Annotated in this window: 21 protein-coding genes; 14 read left to right on the forward strand and 7 right to left on the reverse strand. The window is 69.3% G+C overall.

From position 1 onward, the window contains the following. Nucleotides 1–66: 66 nt before the first annotated feature. Genes QM714_RS10025 through QM714_RS10050 form a run of 6 tightly spaced genes read left to right on the forward strand, consistent with a single transcriptional unit; the run spans nucleotide 67 to nucleotide 6,318 of the window. Entirely contained in the window at nucleotides 67–1,317 is a 1,251-nt protein-coding gene (locus tag QM714_RS10025; protein ID WP_415100002.1) for a 4-hydroxybenzoate 3-monooxygenase, read from the forward strand. Next, nucleotides 1,314–2,339 (forward strand): amidohydrolase family protein, encoded by a 1,026-nt coding sequence (locus QM714_RS10030; RefSeq protein ID WP_415100004.1) that lies wholly within the window; start codon nucleotides 1,314–1,316, stop codon nucleotides 2,337–2,339. Before QM714_RS10025 ends, QM714_RS10030 begins: the two co-directional genes overlap by 4 nt. A gap of 17 nt (nucleotides 2,340–2,356) precedes the next feature. Continuing rightward, nucleotides 2,357–3,052: a 4-carboxy-4-hydroxy-2-oxoadipate aldolase/oxaloacetate decarboxylase gene (ligK, locus tag QM714_RS10035; RefSeq protein WP_415100006.1), complete on the forward strand. Its 696-nt coding sequence runs from the start codon at nucleotides 2,357–2,359 to the stop codon at nucleotides 3,050–3,052. Then, nucleotides 3,049–3,987 (forward strand): amidohydrolase family protein, encoded by a 939-nt coding sequence (locus tag QM714_RS10040; protein ID WP_415100007.1) that lies wholly within the window; start codon nucleotides 3,049–3,051, stop codon nucleotides 3,985–3,987. The genes ligK and QM714_RS10040 overlap by 4 nt, the downstream gene beginning before the upstream one ends. Nucleotides 3,988–4,007: 20 nt before the next feature. Next, a complete protein-coding gene (ligA, locus tag QM714_RS10045) occupies nucleotides 4,008–5,321 on the forward strand; it encodes a protocatechuate 4,5-dioxygenase subunit alpha (protein ID WP_415100008.1) in 1,314 nt (437 codons plus the stop codon). A 1-nt stretch (nucleotide 5,322) separates the two neighbouring features. Continuing rightward, on the forward strand, nucleotides 5,323–6,318 hold the full coding sequence (locus tag QM714_RS10050; protein WP_415100010.1) for a Gfo/Idh/MocA family oxidoreductase: 996 nt from the start codon (nucleotides 5,323–5,325) through the stop codon (nucleotides 6,316–6,318). Here the strand turns inward: QM714_RS10050 and QM714_RS10055 are convergent. Genes QM714_RS10055 through QM714_RS10070 form a run of 4 tightly spaced genes read right to left on the reverse strand, consistent with a single transcriptional unit; the run spans nucleotide 6,296 to nucleotide 11,021 of the window. Next, the gene (locus QM714_RS10055) at nucleotides 6,296–7,192 is read right to left on the reverse strand and encodes an amidohydrolase family protein (protein ID WP_415100012.1); all 897 of its coding nucleotides are present in this window, start codon (nucleotides 7,190–7,192) and stop codon (nucleotides 6,296–6,298) included. The two genes, QM714_RS10050 and QM714_RS10055, sit on opposite strands and share 23 nt — an antisense overlap. A 46-nt stretch (nucleotides 7,193–7,238) precedes the next feature. Next, nucleotides 7,239–8,174, reverse strand: a complete 936-nt coding sequence (locus QM714_RS10060; protein WP_415100014.1) for a 3-hydroxyacyl-CoA dehydrogenase NAD-binding domain-containing protein — start codon at nucleotides 8,172–8,174, stop codon at nucleotides 7,239–7,241. A 1-nt stretch (nucleotide 8,175) separates the two neighbouring features. Continuing rightward, a complete protein-coding gene (locus QM714_RS10065; RefSeq protein WP_415100016.1) occupies nucleotides 8,176–10,209 on the reverse strand; it encodes an acetoacetate--CoA ligase in 2,034 nt (677 codons plus the stop codon). Next, complete coding sequence (locus tag QM714_RS10070) at nucleotides 10,206–11,021, reverse strand: crotonase/enoyl-CoA hydratase family protein (protein WP_415100018.1); 816 nt, start codon at nucleotides 11,019–11,021, stop codon at nucleotides 10,206–10,208. Before QM714_RS10070 ends, QM714_RS10065 begins: the two co-directional genes overlap by 4 nt. A gap of 96 nt (nucleotides 11,022–11,117) precedes the next feature. Here QM714_RS10070 and QM714_RS10075 point away from each other — a divergent pair, with 96 nt between their 5' ends. Then, the gene (locus QM714_RS10075) at nucleotides 11,118–11,549 is read left to right on the forward strand and encodes a MarR family winged helix-turn-helix transcriptional regulator (protein WP_415100020.1); all 432 of its coding nucleotides are present in this window, start codon (nucleotides 11,118–11,120) and stop codon (nucleotides 11,547–11,549) included. 14 nt (nucleotides 11,550–11,563) lie between these two features. On the opposite strand, the gene QM714_RS10080 is transcribed toward QM714_RS10075, so the two are convergent. Continuing rightward, nucleotides 11,564–12,925 carry a protealysin inhibitor emfourin gene (locus tag QM714_RS10080; protein WP_415100022.1) on the reverse strand — a complete coding sequence of 454 codons (1,362 nt, stop codon included), beginning with the start codon at nucleotides 12,923–12,925 and terminating at the stop codon, nucleotides 11,564–11,566. 179 nt (nucleotides 12,926–13,104) lie between these two features. Here QM714_RS10080 and QM714_RS10085 point away from each other — a divergent pair, with 179 nt between their 5' ends. The 7 genes from QM714_RS10085 to typA all read left to right on the forward strand — a co-directional run bounded on the left by QM714_RS10085 (nucleotide 13,105) and on the right by typA (nucleotide 23,068). Then, nucleotides 13,105–14,727 carry an ABC transporter substrate-binding protein gene (locus QM714_RS10085; RefSeq protein ID WP_415100024.1) on the forward strand — a complete coding sequence of 541 codons (1,623 nt, stop codon included), beginning with the start codon at nucleotides 13,105–13,107 and terminating at the stop codon, nucleotides 14,725–14,727. Nucleotides 14,728–14,737: 10 nt separating this feature from the next. Next, nucleotides 14,738–15,703, forward strand: a complete 966-nt coding sequence (locus QM714_RS10090) for an ABC transporter permease (RefSeq protein WP_415100026.1) — start codon at nucleotides 14,738–14,740, stop codon at nucleotides 15,701–15,703. Further along, a complete protein-coding gene (locus QM714_RS10095; protein ID WP_415100028.1) occupies nucleotides 15,700–16,563 on the forward strand; it encodes an ABC transporter permease in 864 nt (287 codons plus the stop codon). Before QM714_RS10090 ends, QM714_RS10095 begins: the two co-directional genes overlap by 4 nt. Beyond that, nucleotides 16,560–18,305 (forward strand): ABC transporter ATP-binding protein, encoded by a 1,746-nt coding sequence (locus QM714_RS10100; RefSeq protein ID WP_415100030.1) that lies wholly within the window; start codon nucleotides 16,560–16,562, stop codon nucleotides 18,303–18,305. The genes QM714_RS10095 and QM714_RS10100 overlap by 4 nt, the downstream gene beginning before the upstream one ends. After that, nucleotides 18,302–18,889 carry a helix-turn-helix domain-containing protein gene (locus QM714_RS10105; protein ID WP_415100032.1) on the forward strand — a complete coding sequence of 196 codons (588 nt, stop codon included), beginning with the start codon at nucleotides 18,302–18,304 and terminating at the stop codon, nucleotides 18,887–18,889. The genes QM714_RS10100 and QM714_RS10105 overlap by 4 nt, the downstream gene beginning before the upstream one ends. A 14-nt stretch (nucleotides 18,890–18,903) precedes the next feature. Continuing rightward, a complete protein-coding gene (locus QM714_RS10110) occupies nucleotides 18,904–21,018 on the forward strand; it encodes a S9 family peptidase (RefSeq protein WP_415100034.1) in 2,115 nt (704 codons plus the stop codon). 151 nt (nucleotides 21,019–21,169) lie between these two features. Continuing rightward, on the forward strand, nucleotides 21,170–23,068 hold the full coding sequence (gene typA, locus QM714_RS10115) for a translational GTPase TypA (RefSeq protein ID WP_415100036.1): 1,899 nt from the start codon (nucleotides 21,170–21,172) through the stop codon (nucleotides 23,066–23,068). On the opposite strand, the gene QM714_RS10120 is transcribed toward typA, so the two are convergent. Then, a complete protein-coding gene (locus QM714_RS10120; protein ID WP_415100038.1) occupies nucleotides 23,069–23,485 on the reverse strand; it encodes a type II toxin-antitoxin system VapC family toxin in 417 nt (138 codons plus the stop codon). After that, nucleotides 23,482–23,715 (reverse strand): type II toxin-antitoxin system VapB family antitoxin, encoded by a 234-nt coding sequence (gene vapB / locus QM714_RS10125; protein ID WP_415100040.1) that lies wholly within the window; start codon nucleotides 23,713–23,715, stop codon nucleotides 23,482–23,484. Before vapB ends, QM714_RS10120 begins: the two co-directional genes overlap by 4 nt. Nucleotides 23,716–23,771: the final 56 nt, after the last annotated feature.

Consider the following 23,771-nt stretch of genomic DNA (forward strand, 5'->3'; position numbering starts at 1 on the left):
GACGGAATCGCCGCAGACGCGGGCCGCCGAGGCCTGTCACGGTGGGGATGAAGCGAGGAGGCCCGGATGGCACCGACCAGCGCCAGCGGCGCGATCGACCCAGCGATCGACCCAGCGATCGACGCTGTGACCGACGTGCCGGTCGCGATCGTGGGCGCGGGGCCGGCCGGGTTGATGCTCGCTCACCTGCTGGGCCGCGCCGGGGTCGAGTCGGTGGCGCTGGACACACGCACCCGCCACGAGATCGAGACCACCCACCGCGCCGGAATCCTCGAGTCGGGCGCCGCGCGCGACCTGGTCGAGACCGGGGTCTCCGCCCGGATCCTCACCGACGGCCACGAGCACGAGGGGACCGAGCTCCGCTTCGGCGGACGGGGTCACCGGATCCACTTCAAGGCACTGGTCGGGGAGTCGGTGTGGCTCTACCCGCAGACCGACGTGTTCATCGACCTCGCCGACGCCCGCGACCGCGACGGCGGCACCGTGCATTTCGGGATCGGCGACACCGAGGTGCTCGACGTGGAGTCCGCTGCACCACGAGTCCGCTATACGGCACCGGACGGCACTCGCCACGAGATCCGGGCTCGCTACGTCGTGGGGTCGGACGGATCGCGCAGCATCTGTCGCAACCTCGTGCCGGCGGACCGCCGTACTCAGTTCTTCAAGGAGTATCCCTTCGCCTGGTTCGGCATCATGGCGGAGGCGCCGATGAGCGCGCCCGAGCTGATCTACGCGCACTCCGAGCATGGGTTCGCGCTGATCAGCCAGCGCACCGAGACGGTGCAGCGGATGTACTTCCAGTGCGATCCAGACGAGCCCGTCGACGAGTGGAGCGACGAGCGGATCTGGGAGACGCTGCAGGCACGGGTGGCCGGAGCTGACGGCTTCCGGCTGATCGAGGGCCCCGTCTTCGAGAAGACCGTGCTGCGGTTCCGGTCGTTCGTGCAGCAGCCGATGCGGTGGGGGGCGCTCGTCCTCGCCGGCGACGCCGCCCACACCGTCCCGCCCACCGGCGCACGCGGCCTCAACCTCGCGCTGCACGACGTGAAGGTCCTCGCCGAGGTGCTCCTTCGAGCGCTGGGGTCCGAGGGTGAGGCGGCCTTGGACGACTACGGACCGCAGGCCTTGCAACGGGTCTGGCGTGCGCAGAACTTCTCCTCGTGGATGACTCAGCTGTTGCACCTTGCTCCCGACGGCAACACCTTCGACTGCCAACGACAGCTCGGCGAGCTCGACAATGTCGTCGGCACCCGAGCCGGGCGGACCTACCTGGCCGAGCAGTACACCGGCTGGCCGAGCCGAGGCGAAGACGCGTGATCATCGACTGCCACGGACACTTCACGACCGCGCCGCCCCAGTTGGGCGAGTGGCGCGACCGGCAGGTCGCCGCGGTGGGCGACCCTGCCAACGCACCCGATCCCGGCGACCTGGCGATCAGCGACGACGACCTCCGTGAGGCTATCGAGAGCAATCAGCTGCGGCTGATGAACGAGCGCGGCAGCGACTTGACGATCTTCTCCCCCCGCGCCAGCTTCATGGCCCACCACATCGGCGACTTCCAGATCTCCTCGACGTGGGCACGGATCTGCAACGACCTGATCTACCGGGTCAGTGAGCTGTTCCCCAACCGGTTCGCGATGGCCGCCATGCTGCCGCAGTCTCCCGGCGTCGACCCGGCGACCTGCCTTCCCGAGCTCCGCCGCGCGGTCGAGGAGCTCGGCGCGGTCGCGGTCAATCTGAACCCCGACCCGTCGGGCGGCAAGTGGACCGCACCGCCGCTGACCGACCGCAGCTGGTATCCGATCTACGAGGCGATGGTCAGCTACGACATCCCTGCCATGGTGCACGTCAGCACCTCGTGCAACCCGGCCTTCCACACCACGGGTGCGCACTATCTCAACGCCGACACCACCGCGTTCATGCAACTGATCCAGGGAGACCTGTTCGCGGACTTTCCGACGCTGCGGCTGGTGATTCCGCACGGTGGCGGCGCGGTGCCCTACCACTGGGGTCGCTTTCGGGGACTCGCGATGGCCCTGAAGAAGCCGGACCCGGAGGGGTTGCTGGACAACGTCTTCTTCGACACCTGCGTCTACCACCAGCCCGGGATCGACCTGCTCACCAGCGTGATCCCGAGCAGCTCGATCCTCTTCGCCAGCGAGATGATCGGCGCCGTGCGCGACATCGACCCGCACACCGGCCACTACTTCGACGACACCCTGCGCTACGTCAGCGCGACCCCCCGCCTCACCGAGCGGGAGCGCACGGCCGTGTACGCCGACAACGCACTGCGCGTCTATCCCCGACTCGCCGCCCGCCTCGCCGCGGCGGAGAAGTAAAACCCGACAGGAGCAGCATGGAGCACACCGAGATCGGCGTCGTCCGCACCGGCATCACCCGTGCCGACGCGGCCACGGTCGAGACACTCGCGCAGTTCGGCGTCGCCACCATCCACGAAGCGATGGGGCGAGTGGGGCTGCTGCGTCCCTACATCCGGCCGGTCTATCCCACCGCCAGGGTGGCCGGCACCGCCGTGACCGTGCTGTTGCAGCCCGGCGACAACTGGATGCTCCACGTCGCAGCCGAGCAGGTCCGCGAGGGTGACGTGGTCGTGGCGGCGTGCACGACCGAGAGCGAGGACGGCTTCTTCGGCGAGCTGTTGGCCACCTCCTTCCGCGCCCGCGGCGCGCGCGGCCTGGTCATCGACGGCGGCGTCCGCGATGTCGCAGACCTGGAGCAGATGGACTTCCCGGTCTTCTCCCGGGCAATCAACGCCAAGGGCACCGTGAAGGCGACCCTGGGCTCGGTCAACGTGCCGGTCGTGTGCGCCAACGCGCTGGTTCGCCCCGGTGACGTGGTGGTCGGCGACATCGACGGGGTCGTGGTCGTCCCCCGCGAGCGCGCTGTCGCGGTCGCGGAGGCGGCGGCAGCGCGCGAGGCCAACGAGGAGGCCAAGCGCGAACGGTTCCGGGCCGGCGAGCTCGGCCTGGACGTCTACGGCATGCGCGGCCCGCTCGCCGAGCTGGGCCTGCGGTACGAGGACGAGCGATGACGGTCACCATCTTTGGGAAGACACCCGGCTGGCTGGACTGGTACGCCGATCCGACCCAGCCGGCGTTCCAACTGCCCGCCGGCGCCGTCGACGCCCACTGCCATGTCTTCGGGCCGGGCCGGGTGTTCCCCTACGCACCGGAGCGCAAGTACACCCCCTGCGACGCCAGCAAGGACCAACTGTTCGCGCTGCGGGATCACCTCGGCTTCGCCCGCAACGTGGTCGTCCAGGCCACCTGCCACGGTGCCGACAACGGCGCCATGGTCGACGCACTGCGTTCCTCAGGCGGCCTGGCCCGCGGTGTCGCCACCGTGCGGCCCGACATCACCGATGACCAGCTCAGCGATCTGCACGAGGCGGGCGTGCGCGGGGTGCGCTTCAACTTCGTGCGCCGGCTGGTCGACGCGGCTCCCCGAGACGACCTGGAACGAGTCGTAGAGCGGATCGCGCCGCTGGGCTGGCACGTGGTGATCTACTTCGAGGCGGCCGATCTTGCCGACCTGAGCGACTTCATCCTCTCCATCCCGGTGACCGTCGTCGTCGACCATATGGGTCGTCCCGACGTGACGAAGAGTGCCGACGGCTCCGAGTTCGCGCAGTTCCTCAAGCTGATGCGCGCCAGACCCGACCTGTGGTGCAAGGTCACCTGCCCCGAACGGCTCTCCGCCAGCGGCCCGCCCGCCCTCGACGGTGAACGACAGCCCTACCGCGACGTCGTACCCTTCGCGCGACGAGTCGTCGAAGAGTTCCCTGATCGAGTGCTCTGGGGCACCGATTGGCCGCACCCGAACCTCACCGACCACATGCCCGACGACGGTCTGCTGGTCGACTTCATCCCCCACATCGCACCGGCCACCGACCTCCAGCAGCGCCTGCTGGTCGACAACCCGATGCGCCTCTACTGGCCCGATGCCGTCTCCGGCGCTGCCGGCTGATCCACCGATTGGAGTCCACCATGTCTCTCGACAAGACCTACCAGAAGGTCCCCGGCACCACGATCTTCGACGCCGAGCAGTCGGCCAAGGGATACCACCTCAACCAGTTCTGCATGTCGCTGATGAAGGCGGAGAACCGCGAGCGCTACCTCGCCGACGAGCGGGCCTATCTCGACGAGTGGCCGCTGGCCGAGGAGCAGAAGCAGGCGCTGCTCGACCGCGACCTCAACGCGGCGATCGCCGAGGGCGGCAACATCTACTTCCTGTCCAAGTGGGGAGCGACGTTGGGCCTGTCCTTCCAGCAGATGGCCGGCTCGATGACCGGCATGACCGAGGCCGACTACCGCGACATGATGCTGCACGGCGGCCGCTCGATCGACGGCAACCGGATTGCCGACCAGGTCATCGAGGCCCACTTCACCGCCGACGATTCGCCCGCGGAGCACCCGACGATCACGGGAGCGGTCTTCACCTCACACGTGCCCGCGATCGGGGCTGCGTGGGACCAGCACAAGACCGAGGAGCCCTACTGGAAGCAGGTCTTCGACGGCTACGAGTTCTCCAAGGAGTACGAGCAGGAGCACACTCCCGACGTGATCTTCCTGGTCTACAACGACCACGCCACCGCCTTCGACCTCTCCCTCATCCCGACGTTCGTGCTCGGCACCGGGGCCTACTATCCGGCTGCCGACGAGGGCTACGGGCCCCGGCCCGTGCCGGGCATCGAGGGCGACCCGGAGTTCGCCGCCCACATCGCCCACTCGCTGATCCGCGACGACTTCGACCTCACCCTGGTCAACGAGATGACCGTCGACCACGGCTTGACCGTGCCGCTGTCGCTGATGTTCGGCGACGTCGAGAAGTGGCCCTGCAAGGTGATCCCGTTCCACGTCAACGTCGTGCAGTATCCGATCCCGTCGGGCGAGCGCTGCTTCCGGCTGGGCAAGGCCCTGCGCAAGGCGATCGAGTCTTACGACCGGCCGCTGAACGTGCAGGTCTGGGGCACGGGTGGGATGAGCCACCAGTTGCAGGGCCCGCGCGCCGGCCTGATCAACCGCGAGTGGGACAACCGGTTCCTCGACGCACTGGTCGACCACCCCGACGACCTCGCCACCGTGCCGCACCTGGAGTACGTCGAAGAGGCCGGCTCCGAGGGCATCGAGCTGGTGATGTGGCTGATCGCGCGCGGCGCGATGAGCGATATCGAGGGCGACGGCACGGTCGAGGTGAAGCACCGCTTCTACCACGTGCCCGCGTCGAACACCGCCGTGGGACACCTGATCTTGGAGAACCATCCAACGCCGGACACCGCCATCGCGGTTGGACAGGAGTGACATGAGCCCGGAGATCAGCCCAGGCATCAGCGCAGGCAAGGTCCGCATCGCGCTGGCGGGCGGAGGTGCCTTCGGCGCCAAGCACGCCAACGCCCTCAAGCGGATCGAGGACGTCGAGCTGACCACCGTGGTCAGCAGCAACCTCGACGCCGCGCGGGAGTTCGCCGCCGAGCACGGCGTGGGGCGCGCGGTCGGATCGCTCGACGAGGCGCTTGCAGCCGACGACGTCGATGCGGTCATCCTCGCCACGCCCACCCCGATCCACGCCGCACAGACCTTGGCCTGCCTCGACGCAGGCAAGCACGTGCAGGTGGAGATCCCGCTGGCGGACTCCCTCGCCGACGCCGAGGCGTGCCAGGCCGCACAGGAGCGCACCGGCCTGGTCGCGATGGTGGGCCACACGCGGCGGTTCAACCCCAGCCACCAGTGGCTGCACCGTCGCGTCGAGGCCGGCCAGTTCTCCATCCAACAGATGGACGTGCAGACCTACTTCTTCCGCCGCAAGAACCTCAACGCTCTCGGCCAGCCGCGGTCATGGACCGACCACCTGCTGTGGCACCATGCCGCTCACACGGTCGACCTGTTCGCCTACCAGACCGGCTCGCCGATCGTGCAGGCCAACGCGATCCAGGGTCCGATCCACCCCGAACTCGGCATTGCGATGGACATGTCGATCCAGCTGCGCACTGAGAGCGGCGCGATCTGCACGCTGTCGCTGTCGTTCAACAATGACGGCCCACTGGGCACGTTCTTCCGCTATATCGGCGACACCGGCACCTACGTCGCGAGGTACGACGACCTGGTCGACGGCAAGGAGCGGCCGATCGACGTCACCCAGGTGGATGTGTCCATGGACGGCATCGAGCTCCAAGACCGGGAGTTCGTCGCGGCGATCCGCGAGGGCCGCGAGCCGAACGCCTCCATCGCCCAGGTGATGCCGTGCTACCGGACGCTGGCCCTGCTCGAGGACGAGCTCACCGCGCAGACTCCAGGCTGAGCACCCGCAGCGCGTTCTCCTTGAAGAGGAGTGGCTTGACCTCGTCCTTGATCTCGAGAGCAGCGAGGTCACGGAACCAGCGATCCGGAGTGATGACCGGAAAGTCGGATCCGTAGAGGACCTTGTGGCGAAGCGGTCCGTTCAGCTGCCTGACCAGCTGCGGCGGGAAGTACGTCGGCGACCAGCCGGACAGGTCGACGTACACATTCGCCTTGTGGGTGGCGATCGAGATCTGGGTGTCCACCCACGGCACGGCCGGATGTGCCATGACGATCGTCAGCCCAGGGTGGTCGGCCGCGACGTCGTCGAGGAGAAGCGGGTCGGAGTAGCGCAGCTTGATGCCCCGTCCGCCCGGCAGGCCGGCGCCGATGCCGGTCTGGCCGGTGTGGAACAAGGCGACGGTGCCCAGCTCCTCCAGAACCGACCACAGGGGGCGGAACTCCGGCTGGTTCGGGGAGAACGCCTGCAGTCCGGGGTGGAACTTGAAGCCGCGGACGCCGTACTCCTCCACCAAGTTGCGTGCCTGCGCCACGGCGGCCGCACCTCGGTGAGGGTCGACCGAGCCGAACGGGATCAGCACGTCCGCATGTTCGGCGGCGGCGCGGGCGATCTCCTCACTTGAGAGCGGCGGATGGCCGAGACCGGTCCGGGCGTCGACGGTGAAGACGACCGCGGCCATGTGCCGTTCCCGGTAGTAGTTGGCAAGGTCGGTCACGGTCGGCGTGCGCGGGTGGTCGCCCCGGAAGTAGGCGGCGGAGGCGTCCATCAGCTCCTGGTCGAGCGAGAGGTGTCCGCGGCCGTCGGCTTCGACGTGGGTGTGGAAGTCGATCGCGGTGATCGCAGCGGTCTCGATGCTCGGTGAGTAGACCGTCATGGCTCCTCTTCACTCAGGGGTGGATCAGACCTAGGGCAGTGTTGATTCAGGGGAGGGCACGGCGGTCGCGCTTGGCCTCGAGCAGGGCGACGAGCAGGTCGTCGCGCTGCTGGATGAGCTCGCCGAGGTCGACACCAGCCAGCTCCTCGTCGACGCCGCGGACGAGGAGGTCGGTCAGCTCGGGGGTGAGGCGAGCACGACGGAGGTCGGCCATCCAGGCCTCCGCGGGCGGACCGAGATGCGCCAGCGTGTGCGCCATGCCGCCGGCACCCCCCGACAGGTGTTGGTTCAGCAGTGGACCGAGCAGCGCCCACCTCAGTCCAGGCCCCCAGGCGATGGCGGCGTCGATGTCGGCGACCGACACGACGCCGCGCTCGACGAGGGAGTACGCCTCCTGCCACAAGGCGGCTTGAAGCCGGTTCGTGACGTGTCCGGGGAGTTCCTGACGGACAAGGATCGGCCGCTTGCCGAGCGAGGTGTAGAGCGCCATTGCCCTCTCGACAGCGGCCACGCTGGTGGACTCGCCGGGCACCACCTCGACGAGTGGGATCAGGTGGACGGGGTTGAACGGGTGTCCGACGAGCACCCGCTCGGAGTGGGCCGCACACATCTGCTGCAACTCGGTCGGCCTCAGCCCCGACGAGCTGCTGGCGATGACGGTGTCGGCCGGTGCAGCCTGGTCGATGGTCGTCAACAGGTGCTGCTTGAGGTCGGCCCGCTCGGGGCCGCTCTCCTGGACGAAGACGGCCTCGGCGACCGCCACCGCTGGATCGGTGGTGAAGGAGAGCCGAGCCAACGATGCGCCCGACGCCAGACCGAGCCGGGTGAGCGCTGGCCACGCCTCCGCGACGGCAGCGCGGCTGCGCGCCTCCGCGCCGGTGGCGGGGTCGTAGGCGATCACGTCGTAGCCGGCAGCCAGGAACTGTGCGGCCCAGCTCGCGCCGATGACGCCGGTGCCGATGACGGCGATGCGGCCGTCCACGTCACACACCCGGCTGCGGGTCGCTGGTCGACGCACGATCGCGGGCGAACCCGACGAAGGCGTCCAGCGCACCCGGGTCGACGAGCGCACCGGGCGAGGCAGCCTCGTCGGGCGCGGCGCCCCGCAAGATCCGTTTGACGGGGACCTCCAGCTTCTTGCCGGTCCGGCTGTAGGGCACGGCTGCCACCTGGACGACGGTGTCGGGCACGTGGCGGGGCGAGAGGCTGCGGCGGATAGCGCGTAGGAGTGTCGTCCTCAGGGCGTCGTCGAGGGTGAGACCGTCGGCCAAGACCACGAAGAGGATGAGCTCACCCATGCCACCGTGGGGGTCCTCCAGGTGGACGACCACGCTGTCGGCGACTTGAGGGACCTCCTGCAAGACCCGATAGAACTCCGCGGTGCCCAGACGGACCCCACCACGGTTGAGGGTGGCGTCCGAGCGGCCGGTGATCACGCACGAGCCGACGCCGGAGAAGCGACACCAGTCGCCGAACCGGAACACGCCGTCGTACCTCTCGAAGTACGCCGCGCGGAGAGCGCGACCGTCGTCGTCCCCCCAGAACCCCACCGGCATCGAGGGCATCGGCGAGGAGATGACGAGCTCGCCCAGCTCACCGACGATCGGGTTGCCCTCGGGGTCGAACGCCTTCACGTCGACGCCCAGGCTGGCGCCGGACATCTCGCCGACGTAGACCGGCGTCAGGGGTGAGGCCTGGACCAGGCCGGTGCAGACGTCGGTGCCGCCGCTGCCGACGTTGAGCAAGACTCGACTGCCAAACTGCTCGGCCACCCAGTGGAAGCCCTCTGCCGGGAATGGACTCCCTGCGACGCCGAGCTGACGCAGCCGCGAGAGGTCGAACTCCTCAGCAGGGCGAATGCCCTCCGCGCGACAGGCCATCAGGTAGCCGGGGCTGGCGCCCATCAAGGTGGCCCCCGTCCGCGCGGCGAGCTCCCACTGGAACCTCAGCCCCGGATACAACGGGTTGCCGTCGATCATGACCACGCCGGCCCCGACCAGGAGTGCCGAGACCAGGCTGTTCCACATCATCCAGGCGGTAGTGGTGAACCACAGCAGACGGTCGCCCGGGCCGAGGTCCCAGTGGAACGCATGGCACTTGAGGTGCTCGAGCAGGATCCCGCCGTGGCGGTGGATGATCGCCTTCGGCTTTCCCGTCGTGCCCGAGGAGAAGAGGATGTAGAGGGGGTGGTCGAAGGGGACCGGTTCGAAGTCGAGCGGCTCCTCGGTCTCGGCGACGATCTCGCTCCACGGCACGATGCCGTTGGGATGGGGGCCGTCCATGTCAGGGTCGTCGATATCGAGTGGACCGTAGGGCACGTGCACCACGTGCTCGGTGCTGGCTAGCGCCGACCTGATCTCCGCAACCTCGGCCCTCTTGTCGATGACCTTGTCCCCGTAGACGTAGCTGCCGACCGTGATGAGGACCGTCGGCTCGATCTGGTCGAACCGATCGATCACGCTCTGGGCACCGAACTCCGGCGCGCAGCTGGACCACACCGCACCGAGGCTCGCGGTCGCGAGGAAGGCAACCAGGGCCTCCGGACAGTTCGGCAGGAAGCCGGCGACTCGATCACCCCGACCGACGCCCAGCCGAGCGAGGCCGGCCCGAGCACGGCGCACCAGCTCGGCCAGCTCGGTGACGGTGAGCTCGACCGGCTCCCGGGTCTGGGAGACGCCGAGGACGGCGATGGCGCTGGCGTCGCGCGAGGCATCGAAGCAGTGCTCGGCGTAGTTGAGGGTCGCGCCGGGGAACCACCGAGCGCCAGGCATCGCTCGGTCGGCGAGCACCGCCTGGTAGGGCGAGTGAGTCTGGACATCGAAGTACTGCCAGATGCTCTCCCAGAATGCCTCGAGCTCTTCGACGGACCATCGCTGCAGCTGGTCCCAGGTGGCGACGTCCAAGCCCTTCTCCGTGCGCAGCCAGGCCATGAAGTCCTGCACCCGAGCGCGGGCAACCCCCTCTGGATGGGGCTCGTAGAGCAGCTCGGGTTCGGCGGGCACCGGGGTAGAACTCATCGCGATGCTTCGCCCGCAGCTCGCCCGGCACCGACCTTGGCCGCCCGACCGGCAAGGAAGTCGGCCATCCGCTGCTTGGCCTCGGGGCTGCTCTGCGCGATGGCAGCCATCAACGACTCCAAGACGTAACCCGTCTCGGGATCCGCCTCCGCGATGCGCGGCAGTGCCTGCAGGACCGCGAAGTTCGTCACCGAGGAGTTGCTGGCGATCCGGCCGGCGAGCTCGAGAGCCTGGTCGAGACCGTCGCCGTCGCCGACCTCGTAGTCCGTCAAGCCCGCAGCCGTGCCCTCGCTGACTGACAGGACCCGTCCGGTCAGCATCATGTCGGTCATCCGTTGGGTGCCGATGAGGCGCGAGACCCGCACCGATGCCCCGCCGCCCACGAAGAGTCCACGCTGGCCCTCTGGGAGGGCGAAGAAGGTGGACAGCTCGGCGACGCGCAAGTGCGCCGCCGTCGCGAGCTCGAGGCCACCTCCGACCACGGCGCCCTTCAAGACGGCGATCACCGGGACCGTCGAGCTCTGGATCTCACCGAAGGCCCGGTGCCACATCCGGGAATGGTGGATGCCTTCGACAGCGTCCCGCTCGCTCAACTCGCCGAGGTCGAGACCGGCCGAGAAGTGGTCACCGTCGGCGGCCAGGACCACGACCCTGGCCCAGGCCGGCAGGTCCGCAAAGAAGCGTCCGATGCCCCGAATGGTCTCGTCGTCAAGCGCATTCCGCTTGTGTGCGCGGGCCAGGGTCAGCACCGCGACCGCGTCGCGGCGGTCCAACCGAAGGGACTCGGGGAGCTTCCCGATCGAGGCATCCATCTTCGCGCTCCAAACAGACAGGAATCCTGCTAGTTCTCTACTATGAAGTATCATCAGGATTCCTGTCAATAACCGACCCCGGATCAGAGCAAACCCATGACCGAAGAGCCCTCCACCGGCCCGTCGATCCTCTACCAGGTCAAGCGCCTCGAGTTGGTCGTGCGCGCTCGCCTCGACGAGGCACTGCGCGGTTCCGGCGTGACGACGCTCCAATACACGGCGTTGACCGTTCTTGCCCGGGAGCACGGCGTGACGGCCGCTGCCTTGGCGCGAAACTCGTTCGTCACCCCGCAGTCGATGGCCGACATGCTGAAACCCCTCGAACGCCGAGGACTCATCCGACGCGAGCCCAACCCGAACAGTGGGCGGGAGGTGCTGGTGTACCTCTCCGACGCTGGCCGCGAGTTCCTCATCGACCACGAGGCCAGGGTCTCCGAACTCGCCCGGCAGATGGTGGCCGACCTCTCCCCCGCCGAGATCGCCACCTTCCGGTCCGCTCTCCACCGCGCCTGGGAGGCGCTTCGCTAGGAAAAGTTGGTTCCCTAGCCGCGGCCCTCCTCCTCGTCCCCGAGGACGAGCCGGGCCAGGCTACGCAAGTCGTCGGTGAGGTCGGGCTCGCCGACGGTGACGTCGCTGCGGCCGGGAACACAGAACGTGTAGCTGAACCGGTCCGGCTGTGGCGCTCGGTGCGCGCCAGCCGCAGTGGCCAGCGCATCGGTGTCGAGGCGAGCCACGAGGTCACGCGCCCGGCCCGCCACCGGGTCGTCACCGGCGAGGTCGACGGCACCGGAGGTCGTGATCCCGGCGAACCCCCCGGAGCGGCGCACCTCGATCCGGCCGGGCGCGCTCACCCCGACCTCGGCCCAGGCTCGCGTGACGGCATCGACATGCTCGCCGGCCGCAGCGATCGTGGCCGCGGCGAAGCCGGCGAAGTCGGTGGACGGGCCGACCGAGGCGGAGGTGAGAGCGGCATACCAGATCGCGCCGGCGCCGTCCCACGACGAGCCGCCGATGCCGGTCGCGGCGAGGTAGAACGCGCGGTTGGGGATCCCGCTGTTGAGGTGCACCCCGCCGTTGTCGTCGGAGGTCCGCACGTAGTCGTCCATGTGTCCGACCTGCGGGTCCTTGCCCAGCCGCGGGTCGTCGTACGCCGTGCCTGGGTTGGCCATGTCACGAAGCGCCCGCGCCGAGACCCCGGGCAGGAACAGGCCGACACCGATCAGCCAGTCGGCCTGGTCGGCACTCTGACCGAGGAGGCGCTGCTTGACGCAGCAGGCGAACACATCCGAGATGGACTCGTTGAGCGCACCGGACTGGTCGCGGTAGGTCAAACCGGCCGTGTGCTCGGTCACGGCATGGGTCAGCTCGTGGCCGAGCACGTCGACGGGCTTGGTGAACCGGTCGAAGATCTGCCCGTCGCCGTCACCGAAGACCAGTTGGGTGCCGTTCCAGAACGCGTTGTCGTAGTTGCGCCCGTAGTGCACGGTCATCACGACCCGCGCCCCCGCACCGTCGAAGGAGGCCCGGTCGTAGGCCTCCTCGAACAGGTCCAAGGTCGCCTGTCCGCCGTACGCCGCCTCGTCGACCGCGGCGTCCCCGGACTCGGGTTGGTCGGCGTCGCGCACCAACGTGCCCGGGAGGGAGGTGCCGTTGCCGGCGGTGTAGACGCCCCACGCAGCACCGTCCGCGGCCTGAGGTCCAGCACCGACCCCCGGCCCGGCCATCGTCGCGGAGTCTCGCAGTCGGCGCAGCTCAGCGTCGTGGGCGAGGGTGGCGGCCGCGGACTCCGCGCAGTGCACGGCTGCCGCGTCGCTGTTCGCGGCGAGCCCCTCCGGCGGCGCAGACTCCGCGATGCGCTCAAGGAGGAAGGGTGGGACGAACTGGCAGCAGGCTCCGAGACTCATATCACTGGTCTACCACCCGGGGCCGACATGCGACAGGGACCGCGGTCTCGGCGGGCGGGACGGGTGGGCGAGACGAGCGGCGCGGTTCAACCCCCGGATGGGGCTGTTCGATCTTGATATCGTCGTCTATTGTGCAGACCCAGTTGGGTCATATCACTAAACGGCGCCAGGAGTCCCGCATGCCGCAGCCATCCGTCACTCGTCGCACCGTCCTGCAGGGCACCGGCGCCGCCGCCCTGGTCGCGCTGATCGCCGCGTGCTCGCGTCCCGGCGGCGACAAGAGCGACGACAACGCCGCTACCGGCAAGTTCTCCGCCCAGGAGATCGACGAGTTGGTGGTCGCGATCCCCGCCACGCTGTCGACCCTCTACCCCGGCCAGGAGGCCGGCAACTTCAACTACTACGTCGCGGCGCTGGTGGCCGAGGGCCTGGTCGCCCCGGACGGCACCGGCAAGCTGGTCGCCGCCTTGGCGGAGTCCTGGAAGCAGACCGACCCGACGACCTACGTCTACACCCTGCGCGAGGACGCGAAGTTCAGCGACGGCTCGCCGATGACCGTCGACGACGTCCTCTACTCGATCGAGCTGGCCCGCAGCGACAAGCACTCCCCGAACATCGCCTACTACTGGGCCAACACCACGTCGGTGAAGAAGACCGGCGACCGCGAGGTCACCATCGCCTTGAAGAGTCCCGACGTCGCCTTCGAGTGGGGACCCTGCGCCGCCAACGCGCTCTGGATCACCTCGAAGAAGTACGTCGAGGCGCACGACGGCAAGCTCGGCACCCCGGACGCGTTCTTGATGGGCACCGGACCGTATCGGGTCACCAAGTTCCAGCCCGACTCGACCCTCGAGCTGGAGCGAGTGGACACCTGGTGGGGCGGCCAGGCGCCGGTCAAGAAGGTCCGCATCGACTTCATCGAGGAGGAGTCGACCCGCCTGCTCGCCCGCGAGTCCGGCGACATCGACCTGGCCCTGGCGATCTCACTCGACCAGGCCCAGCAGTGGGAGGACACCGAGGACACCACGGTGATGTTCGCGCCCGACCGCTCCTACGTCGGCATCGACTTCAACACCGCGGTCGAGCCGTTCGACGACATCCACGTCCGGCGCGCCATCGCGATGTGCTGCGACCGCAAGGCGTTCGTGGACAAGCTGCTCGGCGGTCACGGCGAGGTCGCCACTGCACTGACCACGCCCCAACAGATCGAGTCGGTGCTCGGTGGCGCAGACGCGGCGCGCGAGGCGCTCGCACCCGTCCTCGAGATCGACTTCGACGTCGACGCCGCCAAGGCGGAGCTGGCCAAGTCCAAGGTGCCCGACGGCTTCTCGACCACGGTCGGAGTGTCCACCAGCGCACCGCAGATCAGCCAGGCATTCCAGGCGCTCGCCCAAGCCGTGGACCCGCTCGGCATCAAGATCGAGGTCAAGGAGATGCCGGTCGAGAAGTGGTACGGCACCATCGGCTCCGAGGACTGGGGGCTGGCCTACATGTGGTACTTCAACGCCACCGGCGACCCCGCCGAGCTGGCCACCTGGTTCTTCGGTGAGGGCAACCCCGCATCGTTCTCCAACGACGACGTGAACGACCTGATGGCGCAGCAGCGCAAGGAGACCGACCCGGCCAAGCGGGTCCAGCTGATCATCGAGGCACAGAAGGTCGCCCTCGAGGAGCTGCCCTACTTCCCGCTGTGGTGGGGCGAGGCCGCCACCGCGATCAACGACCACTACACGATCGAGGAGTTCGGCTCCTACACCTTCTTGTCGCCGTGGACCCCGCGGATCCTGACCCGCGAGTCCTGACCTTCTCGTCATGACCGGCGGCAGTTGGGGACTCGCGCGTTTCGTCGCCGTCCGCCTCGCAGCGACGGTGGCGCTGCTCCTGGTCGCCTCGTTCGTGGTCTTCGGACTGCTGCACCTGACCCCGGGCGACCCCGCCCGCAACCTGCTCGGACCCCGGACGCCCGACCCGGAGACGCTCGCGCAGATCCGTGCGCAGTACCACCTCGACGAGCCGTTCTGGCAGCAGTACCTCTCCTGGTTGACCGGCGTCCTGCACGGCGACCTGGGCCACTCGATCAGAGGCAACGTGAGCGTGGGCGCGCTGATCGCGGATCGGGCCGTGCTCACGCTCCAGCTGGCCGGGCTGGCCTTCCTCTTCACCCTGCTGATCGCCCTGCCGTTGGGCATCGGCGCCGCCTTCCACGCCGGGTCGCCGATGGACCGGACGGTCAGCGTGTTGGCCGTGGTCGGGGTGGGCGCCCCGAGCTTCGCGGTGGGCATGCTGTTGATCTACGTCCTGGGCGTGCAGTGGCGGCTGTTCCCGGTCTACGGCAACGGTGACCCCGGCTGGGATCGCTGGTGGCACCTGGTGCCGCCCGCGATCACGCTGGCGATCGGGCTGGCTGCCCTGGTCTACAAGCTCACCAGGACGGCAGTCCTCAACGAGCTGCGACAGGACTATGTCACCTTCGCCCGCAGCCGTGGCCTCTCCCACCGACAGACCCGGCAGCTGGCGCTGCGCAACGCGATGATCCCGATCGTGACCAGTCTGGGGCTGGTCTTCGCGTTCCTCTTCGGCGGGACGATCCTGGTCGAGGTCACCTTCGGTCTGGGCGGTCTGGGCGCTCTGCTGGCCAGCTCGGTCACCTTCAAGGACATCCCCGTGGTGCAGGCGATCACCCTGCTGACCGCGGCCGTCATCGCCCTCACCGCGCTGGCCGTCGACCTGGCCTACCTGGTCATCGACCCCCGCGTGCGACAGCGAGCAACCTCATGACCAGCCTTGCCGGGCTGGGCCCGGCCGACCTGCTCGACCCCGACGAGCGCACCCGGCGTCGCGTGCCGTCGATCCCGGTGCTGTGCGGCATCCCGCTGGTCGCCGTACTCTTCTGCGCCCTCTTCTCCGGCTGGCTGGTGCCCGACGCCGCCAGGGGCGACATCTACTCCGCACGGTTGCCGGCGGGCAGCCCCGGGCACCTGTTCGGGACCGACCAGGTCGGTCGCGACATCTTGCAGATGTCGATCGCCGGTGCCCGCACCGCGATCATCGGTCCCGTCGTGATCGCACTCGGCTCGATGCTGATCGGGCTGCTCTTGGGAACGCTCGCCGGCTATCGCGGCGGGGTCGTCGACCTGCTGCTCAGCAAGTACGCCGACCTGCTGCTGGCGCTGCCCAGCACCCTGATCGCCCTGGTCGTCGCCGGACTCGTCGACGGCGGCTACTGGGCCACCGTGGCGGTGCTGATCCTGCTCTTCTCCCCGACCGACATCCGGATGATCCGAGGGGCCACGCTGTCCCAGGCGACCCGGCCCTACATCGAGTCGGCCCGGGTGCTGGGTCTGTCCAGTCGCCGCATCATGTTCCGCCATCTGGTGCCCAACGTGCTCAACGTCGCGCTCACCACCATGCTGCTCAACGTCGCCTTCGCCCTGGTCTCGATGTCTGCGCTGTCCTTCCTCGGCCTGGGCATCGCGCCGGGGCAGCCGGACTGGGGGCGCCAGCTCAGCGACGGTCGCGATCTGCTCAGCATCAACGCCGCTGCCTCGATCGTCCCGGGCGTCCTGCTGATCGTCACGGCCACCGCCATCAACCTGCTCGGCGACTGGTGGCAAGAGCGGGCCGGGGTGGAGGCATGACCGAAGCCCGGGTCACTCAAGCCGATAGGCACCAGGTGCGCGTCGACGACCTCACCGTCACCGGACCACGCGGCCGCATCGTCACCGGCCTCGATCTCGCCGTCGAGCCGGGCCACTGCCTCGCCGTGGTCGGAGAGTCCGGCTCCGGCAAGTCGATGACAGCCAAGGCAATGACCGGACTGCTGCCTCCCGCGGTGACCGCCACCGGCACGCTCAGCCTCGGTGATCGGCAGATCGACCTCGCCACCGACAGCCGGCAGCTGCACCGGCTGCGCGGCACCGGGATCGCACTACTCCTGCAGAACCCCTTCACGTCGTTGAGCCCGATCCACCGCTGTGGCGATCAGATCGCGGCAGCGCTCCCGGCCGGACGTCGCACTCGCGAGGAGGTCGTCCAGCGGCTGGCCGAGGTCAACCTGCCCGCCCGGGTGGCCCGGCAGTATCCCTTCCACCTCTCCGGGGGGATGCGCCAACGGGTCGCCATGGCGGCCAGCCTGGCACCCGATCCCGAGGTCCTTATCGCCGATGAGCCGACCACCGCCCTGGATGTGACCACGCAGCGCGAGGTGCTCGACCTGCTGGATCGGATCAGGCAGCGGCGTGGCATGGCGGTGCTGCTGATCACCCACGACCTCGGGGTGGCCGAAGAGCGCGCCGACGCGATCACGGTGATGTATGCCGGACGCCTGATGGAGGGCGGCCCCCGCGACCAGGTGCTCTCTCGGCCACGCCACCCCTACACCGCCGCACTCCGCGACTGCGACCCCCCATTGGATCGCCGGGTGGAGCGGCTGCCCGCGATCGGCGGCAGCGCGCCGCGACCGTGGGAGGTCAAGCAAGGCTGTGCGTTCGCTGCTCGCTGTCCGCTGGCCGACGACCACTGCCGCGCCGAGGAGCCACCGCTGGTCGAGGATCCCTTCCCGCTGCGCTGCTGGAAGCCGTTGACCGCCGGGGTCGACCCGATCCCGCTGGCGCCGGCGATCAGCGGCCCGCCGGTCGACCCCGACCGGGTGATGCTGCGGGTCGAGGGTGCCACCCGGCGGTTCTCCGCAGACGCACCACCCGCGCTCGACGGCGTCGACCTCACCGTGGCCGTCGGCGAGGCCGTCGGCATTGTCGGCGAGTCCGGATCGGGCAAGACCACCTTGGCCCGATGTCTGACCGGGCTCGAGCGACTCGACTCAGGCACCGTCGAGTGGCCGCTTGCATCGGCCGGCGGCAGGCGGCACGATCCCCGGCGGGCCCAGATCGTCTTCCAGGACCCGTTCTCCGCGCTCAACCCGGCGATGAGCGTCGGCGCCGCCCTTGCCGAGGCGCTGCGGGCCGGTGACCGACCTCGGAGCGAGGTGCCGGAGCTGTTGGAGATGGTCGGCCTGCCGACGTCGTACGCCAAACGCAAGCCGCGCGCCCTCTCCGGCGGCGAACAGCAGCGGGTCGCCATCGCCCGCGCGCTCGCGCCCGGCCCGGACCTGCTGATCTGCGACGAGGCGGTCTCCTCCCTCGATGTCTCGGTCCAGGCGCAGATCCTGAACCTGCTCAAGGCTCTGCACGCCGACCTCGGCCTGGCATTGCTGTTCATCACCCACGACCTCGCCGTGGTGCGCCAGGTCACCACCCGCGCCTACGTGATGGCGCAGGGTCGCGTCGTGGAGCAGGGCGACATCGATCGTCTGCTCGACGACCCCCAAGACGCCTACACTCGTCAACTGTTTGCCTCGGTCCCGGGAGGTGGTCCGCGATGAGTGCGCCCATGTCACAACAGGAGCCCGGTGCCGACGCTGCCAGCGAGAGTGCCGTGCACGCGGCGGTCGCCGCCAACGTACGCCGCGCTCGCCTCACCCGCGGCCTCAGTCTGCGCGACCTGGCCGAGCTCACCGGTCTGTCGAAGGGCTTCTTGTCCCAGATCGAGCGGGAGCGCGCCAACCCAGCGCTCTCGGTCGTGGTCAAGCTCGGCGAAGCGCTCGACCTGACCTTCGCCGAGCTCACTCGGATCGTGCCGACCGAGCCGGAGATCGTCCGGTCGGCGTCCACCGGTGGGGTGAAGGCGCGCGCTCGGATGCTCTTCGCCGAGCTGGAGCGGCGCCGTTTCGACCTCTCCGAAGGCTATCTTCCGCCGCACACCGTCGGCGTGCCGAGCGACCACGGGCGCGGCTCGGTGGAGTATGCCTACGTGGTCGACGGACATCTCACCCTCACGGTCGGTGACCAGGACTATCCGCTCGGCCCGGGCGACACCGTCCGCTTCTCCTCCGCGCTGGCGCACGCGTACTCCACCGCCGCCGAGGCAGCGACGCTGCTCAGCGTCGTGTGCTACGTCGACGAGTGAGGCGCGCAGCGCCCATGACCACGACGGCCGCCTACCTCGCCTTGCGTGCTCCGCTGCACGCCAGCGTCACACCGGACGGCGATCGCATCGCGCTCACGGTGACCAGCGTGCCCGTGGGCGCAGACGAGCCGGTCGTCGAGCTGCTCGTGCTCGACACGCGGAGCTTGGCGCTGAGTCCGGCTCCCGGGGCGACGGCAGGCGACCATAGTGGCGTGTGGAGCCCCGATGGCACGGCGCTCGCCTTCCTCGGCAAGCGAGACGGGCAAGGTGCCGTCGTGGTCTCGAAGCCCGCCGAGGCTGAGTCCTTGGCCATCGACGACCCGGCTCGGCTCGCCGACACCGTGACCGTGTACGGCGATCTGGGCGAGCCCACCTCACCTCCGGCCTGGTCACCGGACGGTCGCTTCCTGGCGCTGGCGGCCCGGAGCGGCGCGGTGATCGATCGGAGTCGGCCCTACCGGTGGACCCGGCCGATTCCGGCCTTCGACGGCCTCGGACCGCTGGAGGACCCGCCCCAACTGGTGCTCCTGGATCTGGTCGCTGGGTCCTCTCGTGTGCTCACGGAGGCAGACGCCTCGGTCGACGGTGGCGGCTGGCGCTGGTCCGGCCCGACCTGGTCTCCCGACGGCCGCCGTTTGGCCGCCACGGTGTCCATCGATCCCGCCGGTCGACGCTCGGGATCGCATCTGCGCCTGGTCGATCTCGGAGAGCCCGCGCAGCGCGGCGCCGACGCTCCGGCGCGCATCGAGGAGCCCGCCGTCCCCGGTGGGCGGACCCTGACCCTCGCCTGGCGCGACGACGACCACCTGTTGGCTCTGGTGGCCGAGCCGAAAGACCAGCCGCTCGGCAGCCCGCCTCGGATGTGGCAGGTCACCGCTGCTGGCGCCCACCAGTGCGAGGTCGACTTCAACGCAGACCCGGGCGTGGATGGCGCCGAGATCGAGCTGCTAGGAGATGTCTACGGAGACCAACCGGCCGAGTTGGCCGACGACCCTGCCCCGGCGGTTTCCCCCATCGGTCCTGACGGCTTGCTCGTCAGGACTGGCTGCCGGGGTCGCTTGGGCGTCGGTCAACTCACCGTGGCGCCGCCGGCCAGCTTCGGCCGGCCGGCGGCGTCACCCCTTCTTCACCCCGAACGAGAGACTCCCGAAGGAGAGACTCTGAGCTGGCGGCCGTTCCTCGACGGCGACCGGTGCCTGTCGCCGTTCGCGGTCGCTGGGGGCCAGGTGTTCTTGACCGTGCAGACGGCCGATCAACCCGTCGACCTCTGGGCGGTGCCGCTTCCTGGGCCTGGATCGGCCGAGACCCTAGAGGAGGTCAAGCTGCGCCGACTCACCCGGTTCGCCGAAGGGGCTCCCGCGGCGGCACCGGTGCGGCGTACTCACTTCCGTGCCGAGGGCCGCGAGCTCGACCTCTGGTTCCTCGGTGACCCGGGCCGGCCGCTGCCGACGGTGGTGCTCGTGCACGGCGGACCACAGTTCGCCTTCGGCGAGGCGTTCAACCTCGACGCGCAGGCGCTCTGCGCGGCCGGATTCGGCGTGCTCTACACCAACGTGCGTGGGTCGACCGGCTACGGCGCAGAGTTCGGCGGCGCCATCCGCGGCGACTGGGCCGAAGGGCCGACCCGGGACCTCCTCGCTGCCGTCGACCACGCTGTCGAGCTGGGCTGGGCGGACCCGGAGCGGCTCGGCGTGGCGGGCAATTCCTACGGCGGCTACCTCGCCACATGGTTGGCCTCGACCACCGACCGGTTCCGAGCGGCCGTTGCCGAGAACCCGGTCACCGACCTGGTCTCGATGGCCTCGACCAGCGACATCGCCGTCCCCTTCTTCGCCCAGCAGATGGGCGGGGAGCTGCACGAGATCCCCGCGACCTACCTGGAGCAGTCGCCCGCCCTGCACGCCCACCGCTGCCGCACTCCCCTGTTGTTCGTGATCGGCGCCGATGACCGCCGCTGCCCCAACCACCAGGCCTGGGGTATGCACCGTCTGGTCCATCGCACCGGCACTCCCACCGAGGTGCTGGTCCTTCCCGACTCCCCGCACGAAGGCAGCACCTACGGCCCGATCGCCGGGCGGCTCGCCCACGACGAGGCCCTGGTCGACTGGCTGACCCGCTTCCTCCTCTGACCCCCTGCAGACGTCTTCCTCCCCGGTCGCCGGGGAGACAATCTGGACGACGTCCCACGGCGTTCTGGCGGATTAGGAGTGGGCCGGGGCGCTCCTAGACAATGGAGTGCTCGTCAACCACTCCCCGAAGCCACCGAAGAAGGACCTCCGCATGCCCAGCCAGAGCCGCACCGACCTGCGCAACGTGGCGATCGTCGCCCACGTCGACCACGGCAAGACGACCCTGGTCGACGCGATGCTGCACCAGGCGGGGGCGTTCAGCGAGCACCAGGAGGAGACCGGCGTCGCGGAGCGGATCATGGACTCCGGCGACCTGGAGCGCGAGAAGGGCATCACCATCCTCGCGAAGAACACCGCGGTGAAGTACGACGGACCCGCCGCCCGGGAACTCACCGGCGGCCCGACCACGATCAACATCATCGACACCCCCGGCCACGCGGACTTCGGCGGCGAGGTGGAGCGCGGCCTGTCGATGGTGGACGGGATCGTGCTCCTCGTGGACGCCTCCGAGGGGCCACTGCCGCAGACGCGGTTCGTGCTGCGCAAGGCGCTCAACGCCGACATGCCCGTGGTGCTGGTGGTCAACAAGGTCGACCGTGGTGACGCCCGGATCGCGGAGGTGGTCGACGAGACCTACGAGCTCTTCCTCGACCTGCTCGACGAGCACCACTCCCACGACGCCCTCGACTTCCCGGTGATCTACGCCTCGGCCAAGTCCGGCCGCGCCTCGCTGGAGATGCCGGAGAACGGCGGCCAGCCCGACTCCCCCGACCTGGAACCGCTCTTCCGCACCATCTTGGAGGCGATCCCGGCGCCGACGTACGACGACGAGGCGCCGCTGCAGGCCCACGTGACCAACCTGGACGCCTCTCCGTTCCTGGGCCGGATCGCGCTGGTCCGGATCCACCAGGGCACGCTGCGCAAGGGCCAGCAGGTCGCCTGGATCCAGCGCGACGGGACCCAGAAGCAGGTCAAGATCAGCGAGCTGCTCGTGACCGAGGCGCTGGACCGCGTCCCGGCAGCGGAGGTCGGCCCGGGCGACATCGCTGCCATCGCCGGCATCCCCGACATCATGATCGGCGAGACGCTGGCCGACCCCGAGCATCCCGAGGCACTGCCACTGATCACCGTCGACGAGCCGGCCATCTCGATGACGATCGGCACCAACACCTCCCCGCTGGCCGGCCGGGTCAAGGGCTCGAAGGTGACCGCCCGCCTGGTCAAGGACCGGCTGGACCGCGAGCTGGTCGGCAATGTCTCGCTCCGTGTCCTGCCCACCGACCGCCCCGACGCCTGGGAGGTGCAGGGCCGCGGCGAGCTCGCCCTGGCGATCCTGGTCGAGCAGATGCGGCGCGAGGGCTACGAGCTCACCGTCGGCAAGCCGCAGGTGGTCACTCGCGAGATCGATGGCAAGCTGCACGAGCCGGTCGAGCGGCTGACCATCGACGCGCCCGAGGAGCATCTCGGTGCGATCACCGAGCTGCTCGCCGCCCGCAAGGGCCGGATGGAGCAGATGACCAACCACGGCACCGGCTGGGTGCGGATGGAGTTCCTGGTCCCGGCGCGCGGACTGATCGGCTTCCGGACCGAGTTCCTCACCGAGACCCGCGGCACCGGCATCGCGCACCACGTGTTCGAGGGCTACGAGCCGTGGGCCGGCGAGATCCGCTCCCGCTCGACCGGGTCGCTGGTGGCCGACCGCGCCGGCGCCGCGACGGCGTACGCGATGACGAACCTGCAAGAGCGCGGCGTCCTCTTCGTCGAGCCGACTACCGAGGTCTACGAGGGCATGATCGTGGGCGAGAACTCCCGAGCCGACGACATGGACGTCAACATCACCAAGGAGAAGCAGCAGACCAACATCCGCTCCTCCACCTCCGACAACTTCGAGAAGCTGATCCCGCCCCGCAAGCTCTCCCTCGAGCAGAGCCTGGAGTTCTGCCGCGAGGACGAGTGCGTCGAGGTCACCCCCGAGACCGTCCGCATCCGCAAGGTCGCCCTCGACGCCCACACCCGCGCCAAGGCAGCCGCCCGGGCCCGGCGCGGCTGATCAGCTGCCTCCCCGGCGCCCTGACCAGTCCTCGACGCGCAGCCTCTCGACGCGGCCGAACTCGGCGAGGTTGCCCGTCGCCAGGATGAGTGAACGCGCTCGGGCCTGCCCAGCGATGAGGATGTCGTACCCGCCGATCGGTGTCCCACGGTGCGCGAGCTCGGCCCGGATCACGCCGGCGCTCTCAGCATCCGCGGCATCCAATGGGAGCACCGTCACGAGGGCCAGGAACTCCTCCACGGCTGCGTGATTGCGACGAGGGTCAGTCGACCGCGCGGCGCCGTAGTGCAGCTCACTGGCGGTGACGCTGCAGACAGCGAGCGCGCGGTCCATGCTCAGGAAGCGTTGCGCAACGAGGGCGTTTCGACGACGCAGCGCCTCGATGCAGATGTCGGTGTCGACCAGGTGGGTGATCACACCGTGGTCCGCTCCTGGACTGGAGGTTGCTCCCGCTCGGTCATGAAGTCATCGGTCACTTCGAGCCCATGGCCGAAGAAGTAGTCCCAGCGGCGGCCCTGAGGGACCACGATCCGGGCATCTCCAACGACCAGAACCTCTACTTCGGTGACCCCGTCAGGGAAGGCGACATCCTTGGGCAGCCGAACCGCTTGCGTGCGGTTGCTGCGGAACAGTCGAGTGGTGGTCATCGGCATCGACTCCAAGAATGGATATACGTCTAGGATATACACGGATTCGCCGAGCA

This window comes from Nocardioides sp. (assembly GCF_047602075.1).
GTDB lineage: Bacteria > Actinomycetota > Actinomycetes > Propionibacteriales > Nocardioidaceae > Nocardioides.

Bases quoted from the DNA above. Each gene is read 5' to 3' on its own strand.
- QM714_RS10025 (WP_415100002.1), top strand. From the start codon at position 67: ATGGCACCGACCAGCGCCAGCGGCGCGATCGACCCAGCGATCGACCCA.
- ligK (WP_415100006.1), top strand. From the start codon at position 2,357: ATGGAGCACACCGAGATCGGCGTCGTCCGCACCGGCATCACCCGTGCC.
- QM714_RS10040 (WP_415100007.1), top strand. From the start codon at position 3,049: ATGACGGTCACCATCTTTGGGAAGACACCCGGCTGGCTGGACTGGTAC.
- ligA (WP_415100008.1), top strand. From the start codon at position 4,008: ATGTCTCTCGACAAGACCTACCAGAAGGTCCCCGGCACCACGATCTTC.
- QM714_RS10050 (WP_415100010.1), top strand. From the start codon at position 5,323: ATGAGCCCGGAGATCAGCCCAGGCATCAGCGCAGGCAAGGTCCGCATC.
- QM714_RS10055 (WP_415100012.1), bottom strand. From the start codon at position 7,192: ATGACGGTCTACTCACCGAGCATCGAGACCGCTGCGATCACCGCGATC.
- QM714_RS10065 (WP_415100016.1), bottom strand. From the start codon at position 10,209: ATGAGTTCTACCCCGGTGCCCGCCGAACCCGAGCTGCTCTACGAGCCC.
- QM714_RS10070 (WP_415100018.1), bottom strand. From the start codon at position 11,021: ATGGATGCCTCGATCGGGAAGCTCCCCGAGTCCCTTCGGTTGGACCGC.
- QM714_RS10075 (WP_415100020.1), top strand. From the start codon at position 11,118: ATGACCGAAGAGCCCTCCACCGGCCCGTCGATCCTCTACCAGGTCAAG.
- QM714_RS10080 (WP_415100022.1), bottom strand. From the start codon at position 12,925: ATGAGTCTCGGAGCCTGCTGCCAGTTCGTCCCACCCTTCCTCCTTGAG.
- QM714_RS10085 (WP_415100024.1), top strand. From the start codon at position 13,105: ATGCCGCAGCCATCCGTCACTCGTCGCACCGTCCTGCAGGGCACCGGC.
- QM714_RS10090 (WP_415100026.1), top strand. From the start codon at position 14,738: ATGACCGGCGGCAGTTGGGGACTCGCGCGTTTCGTCGCCGTCCGCCTC.
- QM714_RS10095 (WP_415100028.1), top strand. From the start codon at position 15,700: ATGACCAGCCTTGCCGGGCTGGGCCCGGCCGACCTGCTCGACCCCGAC.
- QM714_RS10100 (WP_415100030.1), top strand. From the start codon at position 16,560: ATGACCGAAGCCCGGGTCACTCAAGCCGATAGGCACCAGGTGCGCGTC.
- QM714_RS10105 (WP_415100032.1), top strand. From the start codon at position 18,302: ATGAGTGCGCCCATGTCACAACAGGAGCCCGGTGCCGACGCTGCCAGC.
- QM714_RS10110 (WP_415100034.1), top strand. From the start codon at position 18,904: ATGACCACGACGGCCGCCTACCTCGCCTTGCGTGCTCCGCTGCACGCC.
- typA (WP_415100036.1), top strand. From the start codon at position 21,170: ATGCCCAGCCAGAGCCGCACCGACCTGCGCAACGTGGCGATCGTCGCC.
- vapB (WP_415100040.1), bottom strand. From the start codon at position 23,715: ATGACCACCACTCGACTGTTCCGCAGCAACCGCACGCAAGCGGTTCGG.